General features: G+C 73.9%; 9 protein-coding genes. 6 read left to right on the forward strand and 3 right to left on the reverse strand.

The genetic code is table 11. The features are described 5' to 3' along the window. Positions 1-19 precede the first annotated feature (19 nt). A complete protein-coding gene (gene glgX / locus AB0C96_RS14175; protein WP_362917061.1) occupies positions 20-2,296 on the forward strand; it encodes a glycogen debranching protein GlgX in 2,277 nt (758 codons plus the stop codon). A gap of 97 nt (positions 2,297-2,393) precedes the next feature. Continuing rightward, positions 2,394-4,901: a malto-oligosyltrehalose synthase gene (gene treY, locus AB0C96_RS14180; protein WP_362917063.1), complete on the forward strand. Its 2,508-nt coding sequence runs from the start codon at positions 2,394-2,396 to the stop codon at positions 4,899-4,901. 42 nt (positions 4,902-4,943) lie between these two features. On the opposite strand, the gene AB0C96_RS14185 is transcribed toward treY, so the two are convergent. Further along, a complete protein-coding gene (locus tag AB0C96_RS14185) occupies positions 4,944-5,825 on the reverse strand; it encodes a LysR family transcriptional regulator (protein ID WP_362917065.1) in 882 nt (293 codons plus the stop codon). A gap of 97 nt (positions 5,826-5,922) precedes the next feature. Between AB0C96_RS14185 and lpdA the strand changes: the two genes are divergently transcribed. Both lpdA and otr(A) read left to right on the forward strand, forming a co-directional pair. Then, positions 5,923-7,344 carry a dihydrolipoyl dehydrogenase gene (gene lpdA, locus AB0C96_RS14190; RefSeq protein ID WP_362917067.1) on the forward strand — a complete coding sequence of 474 codons (1,422 nt, stop codon included), beginning with the start codon at positions 5,923-5,925 and terminating at the stop codon, positions 7,342-7,344. Positions 7,345-7,493: 149 nt separating this feature from the next. After that, complete coding sequence (gene otr(A) / locus AB0C96_RS14195) at positions 7,494-9,488, forward strand: tetracycline resistance ribosomal protection protein Otr(A) (protein ID WP_362917069.1); 1,995 nt, start codon at positions 7,494-7,496, stop codon at positions 9,486-9,488. A 108-nt stretch (positions 9,489-9,596) separates the two neighbouring features. On the opposite strand, the gene AB0C96_RS14200 is transcribed toward otr(A), so the two are convergent. Beyond that, positions 9,597-10,142: a DUF1707 and FHA domain-containing protein gene (locus AB0C96_RS14200; RefSeq protein WP_362917071.1), complete on the reverse strand. Its 546-nt coding sequence runs from the start codon at positions 10,140-10,142 to the stop codon at positions 9,597-9,599. A 214-nt stretch (positions 10,143-10,356) separates the two neighbouring features. Between AB0C96_RS14200 and treZ the strand changes: the two genes are divergently transcribed. Next, positions 10,357-12,141, forward strand: a complete 1,785-nt coding sequence (gene treZ / locus AB0C96_RS14205) for a malto-oligosyltrehalose trehalohydrolase (protein WP_362917073.1) — start codon at positions 10,357-10,359, stop codon at positions 12,139-12,141. A 94-nt stretch (positions 12,142-12,235) separates the two neighbouring features. Here the strand turns inward: treZ and AB0C96_RS14210 are convergent, their stop codons facing one another. Next, entirely contained in the window at positions 12,236-12,769 is a 534-nt protein-coding gene (locus AB0C96_RS14210) for a type 1 glutamine amidotransferase domain-containing protein (RefSeq protein WP_362917075.1), read from the reverse strand. Positions 12,770-12,999: 230 nt separating this feature from the next. On the opposite strand from AB0C96_RS14210, the gene AB0C96_RS14215 reads away from it, so the two are divergent. Next, the gene (locus AB0C96_RS14215; RefSeq protein ID WP_362917077.1) at positions 13,000-14,646 is read left to right on the forward strand and encodes a PucR family transcriptional regulator; all 1,647 of its coding nucleotides are present in this window, start codon (positions 13,000-13,002) and stop codon (positions 14,644-14,646) included. Positions 14,647-14,699: the final 53 nt, after the last annotated feature.

Genomic DNA, 14,699 nt, shown 5'->3' on the forward strand with positions numbered 1-14,699 from the left:
AAAGTGGAAGAGTCTACGCATGCAGGTCTGGCCGGGACAGATGTATCCGCTGGGTGCCACCTATGACGGGGCGGGCACCAACTTCGCGGTGTTCTCCGAAGCCGCGCACCGCATCGAGCTGTGTCTACTGCACGACGACGGTTCGGAGACCGCCGTCGAGCTGCGCGAGAGCGACGCCTTCGTGCGGCACGCCTACCTTCCGGGGGTGATGCCGGGGCAGCGCTACGGCTTCCGGGCGCACGGCCCCTACGAGCCGCAGCGCGGGCACCGCTGCAACTCCGCCAAATTACTGCTCGACCCGTACGCCCGGGCCATGAGCGGCGTGATCGACTGGGACGAGGCGGTCTACGGCTACCACTTCGGCCGCCCCGAAGTGCGCAACGACCTCGACTCGGCGCCGCACACCATGGCGTCGGTGGTGGTCAATCCGTACTTCGACTGGGGCGACGACCGTCCGCCGCGCACCGCGTACCACGAGACGGTGCTCTACGAGGCCCATGTCAAGGGCCTGACGATGCGCCATCCGGAGCTCCCCGAGGAGCTCCGCGGCACCTATGCGGCGCTGGCACACCCGGCGATCATCGACCATCTGACGAAGCTCGGGGTGACCGCCCTGGAGCTGATGCCGGTGCACCAGTTCGTCCAGGACCACCGGCTGGTGGACGCGGGGCTGACGAACTACTGGGGCTACAACACCATCGGGTTCTTCGCGCCGCACAACGCCTATGCGTCCTGGGGCGACCGCGGGCAGCAGGTGCTGGAGTTCAAGACGGCGGTGCGGGCGCTGCACCAGGCGGGCATCGAGGTGATCCTCGACGTGGTCTACAACCACACGGCCGAGGGCAGCCACCTCGGCCCGACGCTGTCCTTCCGGGGGCTGGACAACGCCTCCTACTACCGGCTGTCGGAGGACCGGCAGTACTACATGGACACCACCGGCACCGGGAACTCGCTGCTGATGCGCAGCCCGCACGTGCTCCAGCTGGTGATGGACTCGCTGCGCTACTGGGTGCAGGAGATGCACGTGGACGGCTTCCGCTTCGATCTGGCGGCCACGCTGGCCCGGCAGTTCCACGAGGTGGACCGGCTGTCGTCGTTCTTCGACCTGGTGCACCAGGACCCGGTCGTCAGCCAGGTGAAGCTGATCGCCGAGCCGTGGGACGTCGGTGAGGGCGGCTATCAGGTGGGGAACTTCCCGCCGCTGTGGACCGAGTGGAACGGGATGTACCGGGACACCGTGCGGGACCTGTGGCGGGGCGAGCCGCGCACCCTGGCGGAGTTCGGCTCCCGGCTGGCCGGCTCCTCGGACCTCTACCAGGAGGACGGCCGGCGACCGCTGGCCTCGGTGAACTTCGTGACCTGCCACGACGGCTTCACCCTGCACGACCTGGTCGCGTACAACGACAAGCACAACGAGGCCAACGGCGAGGACAACCGGGACGGGGAGCGCCACAACCGGTCCTGGAACTGCGGCGTCGAGGGCCCCACCGACGACCCCGGGGTGCGCCGGCTGCGGGCCCGCCAGATGCGGAACTTCCTCGCCACGCTGATGCTGTCGCAGGGCGTGCCGATGCTCAGCCACGGGGACGAGTTCGGGCGCAGCCAGGACGGCAACAACAACGCCTACTGCCAGGACTCCGAGCTGTCGTGGGTGCGCTGGCCGGAACCCGGGCAGGGCGCGGGCGGCGCGTCGCACGCGTCCTACGAGCCGGACGGGGCGGCAGACGTGTCCGGGACGGCCGAGGCGGACGAGACTGCCGAGGCCGACGAGTCTGACGAGGTGACGGATTCCGACGGGACGGGCGGGGCGGGGGGCACCCGCTGGGGCGACGAGGAACGGTTGGAACTGCTGGAGTTCGTCCGCCGGATGGTGTGGTTGCGGCGCGACCACCCGGTCTTCCGACGGCGGCGGTTCTTCCAGGGCCACCCCCTGGACGGCACCAGCGACGAGCTGTCCGACATCGCGTGGTTCACGGCCGGCGGCCGGGAGATGGGTCCGCGCGACTGGCAGTCGGTGCACGCCAAGTCGCTGACGGTCTTCCTCAACGGCAGCTCGATCTCCGAGCCGGGTCCGCGCGGTGAGCCGATCACCGACGACTCGTTCCTGCTGATGTTCAACGCCCACGACCAGGAGCAGGAGTTCATGGTTCCCGAACACCTCGGCCGGCAGTGGCAGGTCGTCGTGGACACCGACCGGCCGCGGGGGGCGGCGGACGGCGGCGGCGCCAAGGTCAAGGCCGGCGACCGGCTGACGCTGACCGACCGGAGCCTGCTGGTGCTGCAACGGCCGGCGTGACGGTGGCGGCGGCGCGGCCCGGGGCGGTGCGGGCGATGCGGAGTTTCGGTACGCGGCCGATGACACAACGGGCTCCCCGCGGGGTACGGGTGTTCCCATGACGCAGCCATCGAGTCCGCCGCCTACCGCCACCTACCGGCTGCAACTCCAGCCGGACTTCCCGTTCGCCGCCGCCGAACGGGCGGTCCCCCATCTGGCCGCACTGGGCGTCTCCCATCTGCACCTCTCGCCGGTGCTGGAGGCGGTGCCCGGGTCCACGCACGGCTACGACGTGGTCGACCACACGGCGGTCCGGGCCGAGCTGGGCGGCGAGCAGGGGCTGCGGGCGCTGGCCGCGACGGCCCGGGCGCACGGCCTCGGGCTGGTCGTCGACATCGTGCCGAACCACATGGCCGTGCCGGAGCCGGTGGCGCTGAACGGGCCGCTGTGGGACGTGCTGCGCAACGGGCCGACGTCCCCGTACGCGCGGTGGTTCGACGTCGACTGGGACGGCGGGCACAGCGGGCGGGTGCTGCTGCCGGTGCTCCACGGGCGGCTCGGCGACGAGGCGCAGCACTTCGTCGTCGACCCCGGGGAGGGGCTGCTGCGCTACCACGCACACGCCTTCCCGCTGCGTCCCGGTACCGAGGAGCTGCCGCTGCCGCTCCTCCTGGCGGCCCAGTGGTACCGCCTCGCCTGGTGGCGGCTGGCCCGCAGCGAGCTCAACTACCGGCGCTTCTTCACGATTTCGGAGCTCATCGGGGTGCGCGTCGAGGACCCCGAGGTCTTCTCGGCGACGCACGGCACGGTGCTGCGGCTGATGGACGAGGGCGTCATCGACGGGCTGCGCGTCGACCACCCGGACGGTCTGGCGGACCCCGGCGGCTATCTGACCCGGCTGCACGAGGCGACCGGCGGCCGCTGGACCGTCGTCGAGAAGGTCCTCACCGGTGACGAGCACCTCCCCGAGAGCTGGGCCTGCGCGGGCACCACGGGCTATGACGCCCTCCGGCACGTCGACGGGCTGTTCGTCTGCCCGCAGGGCGTCGGACGGCTCTTCTCCCACTACCGGGACTTCGTCACCCCACTGGCCGACGAGGGCGGCGACTGGGAGGAGACGGTGCGCCGGGCCGCGTACGAGGTCGTCACCCACGATCTGGCCGCGGAGGTGGAGCGCCTGGTGCGGACCGCGGTCCGGATCACCGGGCGCGACCCGCTGCCGGGTGACCATGCCCCCTGGGCGCTGCGGCAGGCGATCCGTGAGCTGCTGGTGCGGCTGCCGGTGTACCGGCCGTACGCCGCCGACGACTCTCGGGCAACGGTGGACGCGGTGATGCTGGGCCGGGCCGCGGAGCGGGCGCGCGGCACGTTCCGGGTGCCCGAGGAGGCGCGGGCGGTGGACGTGGTCCACGCCCTTGCGCTCGGCCTGCCGGCGGACGGCGCCACCCCGGCCGACGGCGCCCTGGGCGCCGCGGACCGCGCCGACTTCGCCGCACGGTTCGCCCAGACCGCCTCCGCGCTGCACGCCAAGTCGGTGGAGGACACCGCCTTCTACCGCTACCCCGTGCTGCTGTCGGCCTGCGAGGTCGGCGGCGACCCCGGGGAGCCGGCGCTCGACCCGGAGGCGTTCCATGCGTTCTGCGCCCGCATCCAGCGGGACTGGCCGGTGACCGGGACAGTGCTCTCCACGCACGACACCAAGCGCAGCGCCGACGTCCGGGCGCGGATCGCGGTGCTGTCGGAGTGCCCCGACCGGTGGCGGGACGTGCTCGGTGGGCTGGCCGACGAGGCGGTGTGCGGGGCCGGCGCCGGCGGGGTGGACGGTGTCGGCCCGGCGGATCCGATGGTGTCCTGGACGGCCTGGCAGACGGTGTTCGGCCTGGGCGGGACGACGGACGGCCCGGCGGCGGGGGCAGTCGGCTGGGAGCGGGTGGAGCCCGCGGTGCTCAAGGCCGTCCGGGAGGCCGGGTTGCGCACCTCGTGGACGGAGCGGAACGCAGACTACGAGGAGGCGGTGGCGGAGTTCGTCCGCGGTGGGCCGTGCGGTCCCCCGGCCGCTCCGCTGGCGGAGCTGGGCACGGACCTCACCCCGTTCGTCCGCGCGAACGTGCTGGGCGCGGCGCTGCTGCACCTGACCATGCCGGGCGTCCCCGATCTCTACCAGGGCACCGAAGTCGGTTACGCGGCGCTGGTCGACCCGGACAATCGGCGGCCCGCCCGCTTCCGGCCGGAGCTGCTGGCCGCGCTGGACGGCGGGACGGCACCGTGCGCGGCGCCCGACGACCTGTCAGCGGAGAAGCTGCGGCTGACGGCCGCGGCGCTGCGGCTGCGCCGCGACCATCCGCAGTGGTTCGGTGCCGCGGCGACGTACGAGCCGGTGCACGCCGAGGGGCCGGCGGCCGAGCACTGCGTGGCGTTCTGCCGCAGCGGGCGGGTGCTGACCGCGGTGACCCGCTTGTCGCTGCGCCTGGCGGAGACCGGCGGGTGGTGGGACACGAGGCTGCGGCTGCCCTCGGGCAGCCCCTGGCGCGAGCTGCTGACCGGGCGCACGCTGCCGGGCGACGAGGCGGTGGGGCTGAGCGAGCTGCTGGCGACGTATCCGGTGGCGCTGCTGGTGCGTGAGTGATATCTCGTCAGTTCCCGTCCCCAACACGGACGTTGTGGACCGTCACTGCTCGCCGCGCTCCGCGAACTCGCCCAGCAGTGCCACGAACTCCGCGGCGGCACCGGTCAGTTCGACCCGCGAGAAGACCGTGATGTCCCGGCGCCACGGTGGGTCGGTGGGCACCTGCGCACAGTCCATACCGGTGAGTTCATGGGCCGCGGTGAGCAGGACGCCCACGCCCGCGACGGCCATCCTGACCGCGGTCGAGCTGTGCTGGGTGCGGACGGCGGTACGGGGGGTGAAGCCGGCCCGTTCGCACTCCAGGTCCAGCCAGCGCCGCCCGTCCAGCACCGGTTCCAGGCTACAGCGCACCCACGGCCGGTCCGCCAGCTCCGCCAGGCGCACCGACTCCCTGGCGGCGAGCGGGTCGCCGTGCGGGACGACCAGCACGATCCGCTCCCGCCCCACGACCGTGACCGGCCCCGGCCAGCCCTCGGGGCGCGGGCCGAGCGCCATGTCGGCGACGCCGCGCGCCATGTGCTCGTAGAGCTCCTCGGTGGTGGCGTACTCGTGGAGCACCAGCTGAACGCCGGGGTGCTCCTCGGCCCAGCGTGCGCAGACCGCCGGCAGGACCCCGACGGCCTGCGCGTGCACGGCCGCGATGTGCAGCTCGCCGGTCTCCGCGCCGCCCGCGGCCAGCGCGGCGCGGCGGGCCTGCCGGGCGCTGCGGACCGCGAGTTCGGCGTGCGGGAAGTAGGCCCGGCCCATCGCGGTCAGCCGCACGCCGCGGGTCAGCCGCTCCAGCAGCGGGCCGCCGACCTCCCGCTCCAGCGCCTTGATCTGGTGCGAGAGCGCGGACTGGGTGACGTGCAGCGCCTCGGCGGCGCGGGTGAAGGACTCCTCCTCGACGACCGCCACCAGGTACTCCATCTGCCGCAGGCTCATTCCCCGCCCTCCTCCGGCGCGTGATGCACAGCGCTCATGACCTCCATAGAAACATTGCCTTGGACTCATCACCGCAGGTGGGACCAGGCTTGCCGATATGAGCGAAACAGACGTGATCATCATCGGGGGCGGCACCGGCGGCTACAGCACGGCGCTCCGCGCCGCCTCGCTCGGTCTGCGGGTGGTCCTCGCCGAACGCGATCTGGTCGGCGGCACCTGTCTGCACCGCGGCTGCATCCCGAGCAAGGCCATGCTGCACGCCGGCGAGTTGGTGGACGGGGTCGCCGAGGCACGGGAGCGGTGGGGCCTGCGGGCCACCGTGGACTCCGTCGACTGGTCCGCGCTGGTGGCCACCCGCGACACCATCGTCGCCCGCAACCACCAGGGCGTGGTGGGCCACTTGGCCGCGGCGGGCGTACGGGTCGTCCACGGCAGCGCGCGCCTGGCCGGTCCCCGTGCGGTCGTCGTCGAGGGCGCCGGCCGGTTCACCGCCCGGCGCGGCATCGTGCTGGCCACCGGCTCCCGACCGCGGATGCTGCCGGGGCTCACCGCCGACGGGCGCCGGGTGGTCACCAGCGACGACGCGCTGTTCGCGGCCGAACTCCCGCGATCCGTCCTGGTGTTGGGCGGAGGTGCGATCGGCGTCGAGTACGCCTCGTTCCACCGCTCGATGGGTGCCCAGGTCACCCTCGTCGAGGCCGCGGACCGGCTGCTTCCGTTGGAGGACGAGGCCGTCAGCCGCCATCTGGCGCGCGGGCTGAAGCGGCGCGGCATCACGGTCCGTACCGGCGCCACGCTCACCGGGACCACGTTGCTGGACGACGGGGTGCGGGCCACCGTCCGGACCGCAAAGGGCGAGGACGTGGTGGTCGAGGCCGAGCGACTGTTGGTCGCGGTGGGCCGGGTGCCGGTGACCGAGGGGCTGGAGCCGGCGGCCGCCGGGCTCGCCACCGACGAGCGGGGCTTCGTGCCGCCGGCCGACTGGTCCCGGCTGGAGACCGCCGTCCCCGGCATCCACGTGGTCGGCGACCTGCTGCCGCCCCCGTCGCTGGGCCTGGCGCACGCGTCCTTCGCGGAGGGCCTGTTGGTCGCCGAGACGCTCGCCGGGATCCCGTCCCGGCCGGTGGACTACGCGACGGTGCCCCGGGTGACGTACTCCTCGCCGCAGACCGCCTCGGTCGGGCTGACCGAGGCCGAGGCGCGGGCCCGCGGCCTGGAGGTCAAGGTCAACTCCCTGCCGCTGACCGCCCTCGCGAAGGGAATGGTGTACGGGCAGGGCGGGGTGGTGAAGGTCGTGGTGGCGGCGGACGGTGCCGGCGGGGAGGCCACCGGGGCCGTCCTGGGCGTGCACATGGTGGGGCCGAACGTCTCGGAGATGATCGCCGAGAGCCAGCTGCTGGTCGCCTGGGACGCCGAGCCCTCGGACGTCGCCCAGCAGATCCACGCCCATCCGACGCTCTCGGAGGCGGTGGGCGAGACGTTCCTGACCCTGGCGGGCCGGGGGCTGCACCAGCACTGAGCGGCGCCGATTTATTCGGTTGCGGTCCCGCACGGGTCTGCGAGCATGGCGCCGTACGCACACCCCCACTCAGGAGCACGGAATGCGCCGATTCCTCGGAACTACTCAACGCCCCCACCGGACGTCAGTTTTCGAGGACTCGACCACATATGCACATCCGTCACACCCTGAACATCGGCATCCTTGCGCACGTCGACGCGGGTAAGACCAGCCTCACCGAGCGGCTGCTGTTCGACACCGGTGCCATCGACCGGCTCGGCAGCGTGGGCGCCGGCGACACCCGTACCGACACCGGCGAGCTGGAGCGGCAGCGCGGCATCACGATCCGTTCCGCGGTGGCCTCCTTCACCGTCGGCGGGGTCCAGGTCAATCTGATCGACACCCCTGGTCACTCCGACTTCATCGCCGAGGTCGAGCGCGCCCTGGGGGTGCTCGACGGCGCCGTGCTGCTGCTCTCCGCGGTGGAGGGCGTCCAGGCCAGGACCCGGGTGCTGATGAGGACGCTGCATCGGCTGCGGCTGCCGACGCTGCTCTTCGTCAACAAGATCGACCGGGTCGGCGCCCGGGGCGAGGCGCTGCTGGCGGACATCGGCAGGCTGCTGACCCCGGTCGCCGTACCGATGACGTCCGTGACGGGCCTCGGCACCGCGCGGGCGCGCTCGGCGCCGTACGCCCTTGCGGACCCGCGGGTCCGCGAGCGGCTCGCGGAAGCGGTGGCCGAGGCGGACGAGGGCATCCTCGCCCGGCTGGTCGACGGGCCACCGCCGACCGCGGAGGAGGTGCGGGCCGCGCTGGCCGCCCGCACCGCCGACGCCTCGCTGCACCCCGTGTACTTCGGTTCCGCACTGGGCGGGCAGGGGGTCGGCGCGCTCGTCGACGGCATGGTCCACCTGATCCCGCCGGCCCCGGCCGGACCGGGCGCCGAGCCGCGGGGCACCGTCTTCGCCGTCCACCAGCCGCCGCACGGCGAGCGCACCGCCCATGTCCGGCTCTACGCGGGCGAGTTGCGGCCCCGCCAGCGGATCGAGCTGTACCGGCCCGGCGCCGCGCGGAACACCGGTGCACCGCTCAGCGGCCGGATCGCCTCGCTCGATGTGATCGGCCGGCCGCCCGGCGTCGGCGGGCCGCTCACCCCGGGCAACATCGCGGTGCTCCGCGGGCTGCCCGGCGTCCGTACCGGCGACCGCATCGGCCTGCCCGACGGGACTCCCGCCGACACCGTCCTCTTTCCCTCCCCCACCCTGGAAACCCTCGTCCACGCCCAGGACCGGGCGCGCGCCGCCGCCCTGCGCGGTGCCCTGCTGGCGCTCGCCGACCAGGATCCGCTGCTCCAGGTCCGCCCGGCAGCGGACGGCGCGACCTCGGTGCTGCTGCACGGCGAGGTGCAGAAGGAGGTCCTCGCGGAGACCCTGCGCCGGGACCACGGCATCGAGGCCACGTTCGCGCCGAGCCGGGTGGTGTGCGTGGTGCGGCCGTGCGGCGTCGGCGAGGCGTGCCACGAGATCGCCCGGCGCGGCCACACCGGCCCCTGGGCCACGGTGGGGCTGCGCGTCGAGCCGGGCGCCCGCGGCTCCGGCCCGGTCTTCGCCTACGAGACCGAGCTGGGCGCCCTGCCGCACGGCTTCCACCAGGCCGTCGAGGAGACCGTCCTGGCGACCCTGGAGCGGGGCCCGGACGGTATGGCGGTGACGGACTGCCGGGTGGTGCTGACCCGCTCCGGCTTCATCGGCCCGGTCAGCACCGCCGGCCACTTCCGCACGGTCACCCCCGTCGTGCTGCGGCAGGCCCTGGAACGGGCCGGGACCCGGGTCTACGAGCCGTACCACGCCTTCGAGGCCGAGGTCCCGCCGGCCACACTGGCGCCGGTGACCGCCCGCCTCGCGACGCTCGGCGCGGAACTGGCCGAGCCCTCCGGAGGACAGCGGTCATGGCTGGTCAGCGGCGTACTACCGGCCCGTCATGTGCAGTGGATGGAGGGGCTGTTGCCGGGCCTGACGCACGGTGAGGGGGTGTGGCTGTCGTATCCGTCGGGGGATCGGCCGGTGCGGGCGGAGGCGGCGACGGCGCCGGTCCGGGGTCCTGGTTCGGGGCGCGCTTCCGGCACACCGTCGGCGACGTCCCCCGGCTCGCCGGCGTCCCGCTGAGCGAGCGGTCTCCCTGGCGCCCCGGCGCGTCTGTCGCCCCGCCGCCTCAGTCGCCTCTGTGCCTCTGTGCCTCTGTCGCCTCAGTCGCCTCTGTCGCCTCAGTCGCGCCTAGCGCTCCGTCAGGACGTAGTCGACGTGGCCGAAGGTGATGTGGTCGCCGGGGCCGACCGGGACCTCGCCGACCACCCGGCGGCCGTTGACGCAGGTGCCGTTGGTGGAGCCGAGGTCGCGCAGCACCCAGCCCTTGCCGGCGCTGCGCAGTTCGGCGTGGGCGCGGGAGACCGTCTCGTGGTTGAGGCGCAGGCCCACGCCGGGGGCGCGCCCTATCAGCAGCGGGAGCGGGCCGGGTTCGGGCAGCAGCAGCTTGGGCAAGCGTTCCGTCCGCCAGGCGCGGCGCACCCGGATGTGGAAGGCCGACGCCCGGCCGACCATCCGCAGCAGCATCCCCTGGACCTTGCCTCGACTGGCCAAGTCGGCAGTGGCCAGGTCGAGTTCGACTTGCTGTTGAGCACCGAGGACGAGTTCCAGGCGGCGCAGGAAGGTGTCCTGGGACAGGCGTCCCTGCGCCGCGCCGTCGCGCAGCAGGTCGAGGGCGCGGTCCCGGTCGGCGTCCGACGGACGCGCCGCGTGCGCAGGGAACTCCAGCGAAGTCATGCCGTGATTGTCCGGCTGCCGCGAGCCGCTGTCCAGGCGAGGTGTGCGCGCGGCGCCGTCGCGTGGGACACGCCGATCGGGCCGCCATCTGCGGCCGGCCTGAACGGCGCAGCGGGGTGGCGCGTTGTGGGCCCGTGTCGCCACGTCGGGCTGTGCGGCGGAGGGACGGCATGCTTGGGTCGTCTGGACCGGGAGCCGACGGAGGAGGACGGCCGTGCTGTTCGAGGTGTGGGCACCGAGGGCCGGGCGGGTTGCTCTCAAGTGGGCGAAGGGAGGGGCGGGGCCTCGGGCCGGCGAACCGCCGGTCCCGATGGAGCCCGACGGCGACCGCGCGGGCTGGTGGTGCGCGCGGGCTCCGGCCCGCGACGGCGACCGCTACGCCTTCCGGCTCGACGACGGTCCTCCGCTGCCCGATCCGCGGGCCGCCCGGCTGCCGGACGGCCCCGGCGGCCCCGCCGCGGTCGTCGAGCACGAGCTCTTCGAGTGGCGGCATCCGTGGCCGGGCCGGCCCCTGCCCGGCGCGGTCCTCTACGAGCTGCACGTCGGCACGTACACGCCGGAGGGCACCTTCGACGCCGCGGCCGCACGGCTGCGCCACCTCGCCGACCTGGGCGTCACCCATGTTTCGCTGATGCCGGTCTGCCCGTTCCCCGGCACCCACGGGTGGGGGTACGACGGGGTGGCACCGTGGGCGGTGCACGAGCCGTACGGCGGGCCCGACGGGCTGAAGCGGTTCGTGGACGCGGCGCACGGCCTCGGTCTGGGCGTCGTCCTCGACGTGGTGCACAACCACCTCGGCCCGTCCGGAAACCACCTGCCGGACTTCGGGCCGTACTTCACCGAGACCCACCACACGCCCTGGGGCGCGTCGGTCAACCTGGACGCCCCGGGCTCCGACGAGGTGCGCGGCTACTTCATCGGGAGCGCGCTGGCCTGGCTGCGCGACTACCGGCTCGACGGTCTGCGGCTGGACGCCGTCCACGCGCTGCACGACGACCGCACCCCGCACTTTCTCGCCAAGCTGTCCGCGGCGGTGGACGCACTGGCCGGCCGGCTGGGGCGCCCGCTGTTCCTGATCGCGGAGTCCGATCAGAACGACCCCCGCACCACCGCGCCGCGGGAGAGCGGCGGGTACGGCCTGCACGCCCAGTGGAACGACGACTTCCACCACGCCCTGCACTCCGCTCTCACCGGAGAATCCCAGGGCTACTACGCCGACTTCGCCCGCGCCCCGCTCGCCGCCCTCGCCAAGACGCTGACCGGCGGCTTCTTCCACGACGGTACGTACTCCAGCTTCCGCGGCCGGGTGCACGGCGCGCCGCTCGACCTGCGGACCACACCCGCGTACCGACTGCTGGCCTACGCCCAGACGCACGACCAGGTCGGCAACCGGGCACTCGGCGACCGGCTCGCCGCGGGCCTCTCCCCCGGGCTGCTCGCCTGCGCCGCCGCGCTGGTGCTGTGCTCGCCGTTCACGCCGATGCTGTTCATGGGCGAGGAGTGGGGGGCGACCACGCCCTGGCAGTACTTCACCGATCACACCGATCCGGAGCTGGCGGAGGCGGTACGGGCCGGGCGGCGGCGGGAGTTCGCCGCGCACGAGTGGGCAGGCGACAGCGCCGACTGGCCGGATCCGCAGGACCCGGCCACCCGCGACCGCTCCGTCCTGGACTGGACCGAACCGGCTCGCGAACCCCATGGCTCGCTGCTGGCCTGGTACCGCACGCTGCTGACACTCCGCCATGAGCTGCCGGTGCTGACCGACCCCGACCCCCGCCACACCGAGGTGCGCCACGACGAGGACGGCCGCTGGCTGCTGCTGCGGCGCGGGCCGGTGCGGGTGGCGGTCAACCTCGGGCGTCGGGCCACGGCCGCGATTCCGCTCGGCACGCCGGCCACCGGACTGGAGGCGCTGGCCGGCTGGCCCGAGGCCCGGCTGCCCGGTGCGGACGGCGTGCTGCGGCTGCCACCGGAGTCGGTTGTGGTCCTCGGGCCGTAGCGGGTGTCGGGTGTCGGGTGTCGGGTGTCGGGTGTCCGGCCGGGGATACCGTGCGGCTCCCAGGAGGCGTCCCCGCACCGGGAGGAGGCGTCCCCTAAGGGGAGAACTCCGCGAGGAACGCCGCGCAGAAGGCGTCCAGGTCGCCCGGTCTGCGGCTGGTGATCAGCGTGTTGGGACCGTTGGTGCAGATCGCGACCTGTTCGTCGACCCAGGTGCCGCCCGCGTTGCGGATGTCGGTCCGCAGGCTCGGCCAGGAGGTGAGCGTGCGGCCGCGCACCACATCGGCCTCGACCAGCGTCCACGGCGCATGGCAGATGGCGGCCACCGGCTTTCCGGCGTCGAAGAACGACCTGATGAACGCCACGGCCCGGCTGTCCAGGCGCAGCGCATCCGGATTGGCCAACCCACCGGGCAGCACCAGGCCGTCGAAGTCCGTGGCGGTCGCCTCGTCCACGGTCAGGTCGACGGGGAAGGTGTCCGCCCTGTCCAGGTGGTGGTACGCCTGGATCCTCCCGGCTGAAGTGGAGACCAGCGTGGGGTTGCCGCCCGCCGCGGTCACCGCCTTCCACGGCCGGGTCAGCTCGCGCTGTTCGGCACCCCGAGGGGCCACCAGAAACGCCACCCGCATACCGCGCTCACCTCCCTCGGACCCGAACGTCCGGGAGCGGGATCGATCCGATCCTCCTCGTGCCCGCCGTATCCGCCCTCTACCTCCGTACCTACCCCTCTTTACCGCCGTGCCCCTCCTTCTCGACCATAGCGGCGCGCACCTCTCCGGCGCGTCTTACGACCGTCGCCCATGCGGCGGGCGCCCTCGCGGCGGTTCGATCGCCTGATCGTCCATCCCGTGGAGAGGTGATGGACACTGTGTCTATGCCGCTGCGTATCTCCGACCTCCTCGCCCGGCCCGATCTCCGTCTGTCGGTCACCTACGACGTGCCACCACCGCTGCTGGCCCGCACGATCGAGGCGGCGACCGTCTCGGACCTGCTGGTGCCGGGCAAGTGGCTTCAGGGCGGCGAACTCCTGATGACCATCGGCCTGTTGCTGCCGATGGAGCCGTCCGCCTGCCGGGCGTACGTCCGGGACGTGGCCGAGGGCGGGGCGGCCTGTCTGGCGCTCGGGCTGGGGCACGGGCTGCCTTACCAGCAGGCCCCGGAGCCGCTGGTGACGGCGGCCGAGGAGGCGGGCCTGCCACTGCTGACGGTGCCGGACGAGGTGCCGTTCATCGCCGTCACCAAGGCCGTCTTCGACGCACGGGCCGACGAACAGCGCGCGGTGCTGCACCGTGCCTTCGCCACCCAGCGGCGGCTCACCGCCGCGGCCGCCGGTGACGGGCTGCGGCCGATGCTGGCGGAGTGGACGGCCGCCACCGGTGTGGGCGCCGCGGTGCTCGATCCACTGGGGCGGCTGCTGGCGGCGGGCCGGCCGGAGCCGCACCCTCCGCTGGAGCGGGCGCACGATCTGATCGAGCGGGTCGCCGCCCGCGGGCTGCGCGGCAGCGCGTCCGGCACGATCGGGGGGCAGCAGTGGGAGGTGCAGCCGCTGGGCGCGCGGCGGCTGCGCGGCCTGCTGCTGCTCACCGGACGCCCGGACGACGCCGCCCGCTCGGTCGTCCCCGGTCTGGTCTCACTGCTCTCGCTGGAGCTGGAGCGCCGTCACCTGCGTGATGAGCCTGAGCGTCGCCGCAGGTCAGCCCTGTTGTCGGACCTGCTGGCCGAGGAGGCCCCGACCCCCGCCCGGGCCCGGGACCTGCTGCGTTCGGCGGGGCTGACCAGCGAACGGGTACGGGGGGTCGTGGTGGAGCCGGCGGCCGGCGCCCCGGGCACCGCGGACACCGCAGCCGCCGCGCACGCCTCGGACGTCCCGGACACCCCCGACGCCGCAGCCGCCGCAGCCGCCGCAGCCGCGCAGGAGATGGCCGCCGATCTGGCGCTGGCGATGCCCGGCGGACTGGTCCGGGTCACGGACGCGGGCGCCGGCGGCGCGGCCGGCGGGCTCATCGAGGCGGTGGTCGGTGAGGACCTGGACGTCCGCGATGTACTGGCCCGCTTCGCGCCGGGCGCTCCGGCCGGCATCGGCCCGGCCATCGCTCCCGAGGCGGTACGGGTCTCACTGCGCCAGGCGGCCGGGCTGCTCGCCGTCAGCCGGGCCGGCGGCGAGCCGGCCGAGGCCCGGCAGAGCCAGGCCAGCCGGCTGCTGCTCGACCTCGCCGACCGCCGCACGCTTCAGGGCTACGCCGACACCGTGCTGGGCCCGCTCGATCTCGCGGACAACGGCGAGGAGTTGATCGCCACCCTGGCGGCCTGGCTGGAGACCGGCGGCGCCTGGGACGCCACCAGCCGGCGCCTCGGCGTCCACCGGCACACCGTGCGCAACCGCCTCGACAAGGCCATGGACCTCACCGGCCGCCGCCTCGACGACCCCGACGACCGGTTCGACCTGTGGCTGGCCGCCCGGATCCGGCGCGGCGGCGCGCCGAGGTCGACGCCACCAGGGCGGTGACGTACGCCCACGCCCGCGGCCCCACCCTTCACTCTCACCCGCGCACCGTCTTT

Origin of the sequence: Streptomyces sp. NPDC048506, from assembly GCF_040651315.1 — a bacterium.
Classification (GTDB): Bacteria; Actinomycetota; Actinomycetes; order Streptomycetales; family Streptomycetaceae; genus Streptomyces.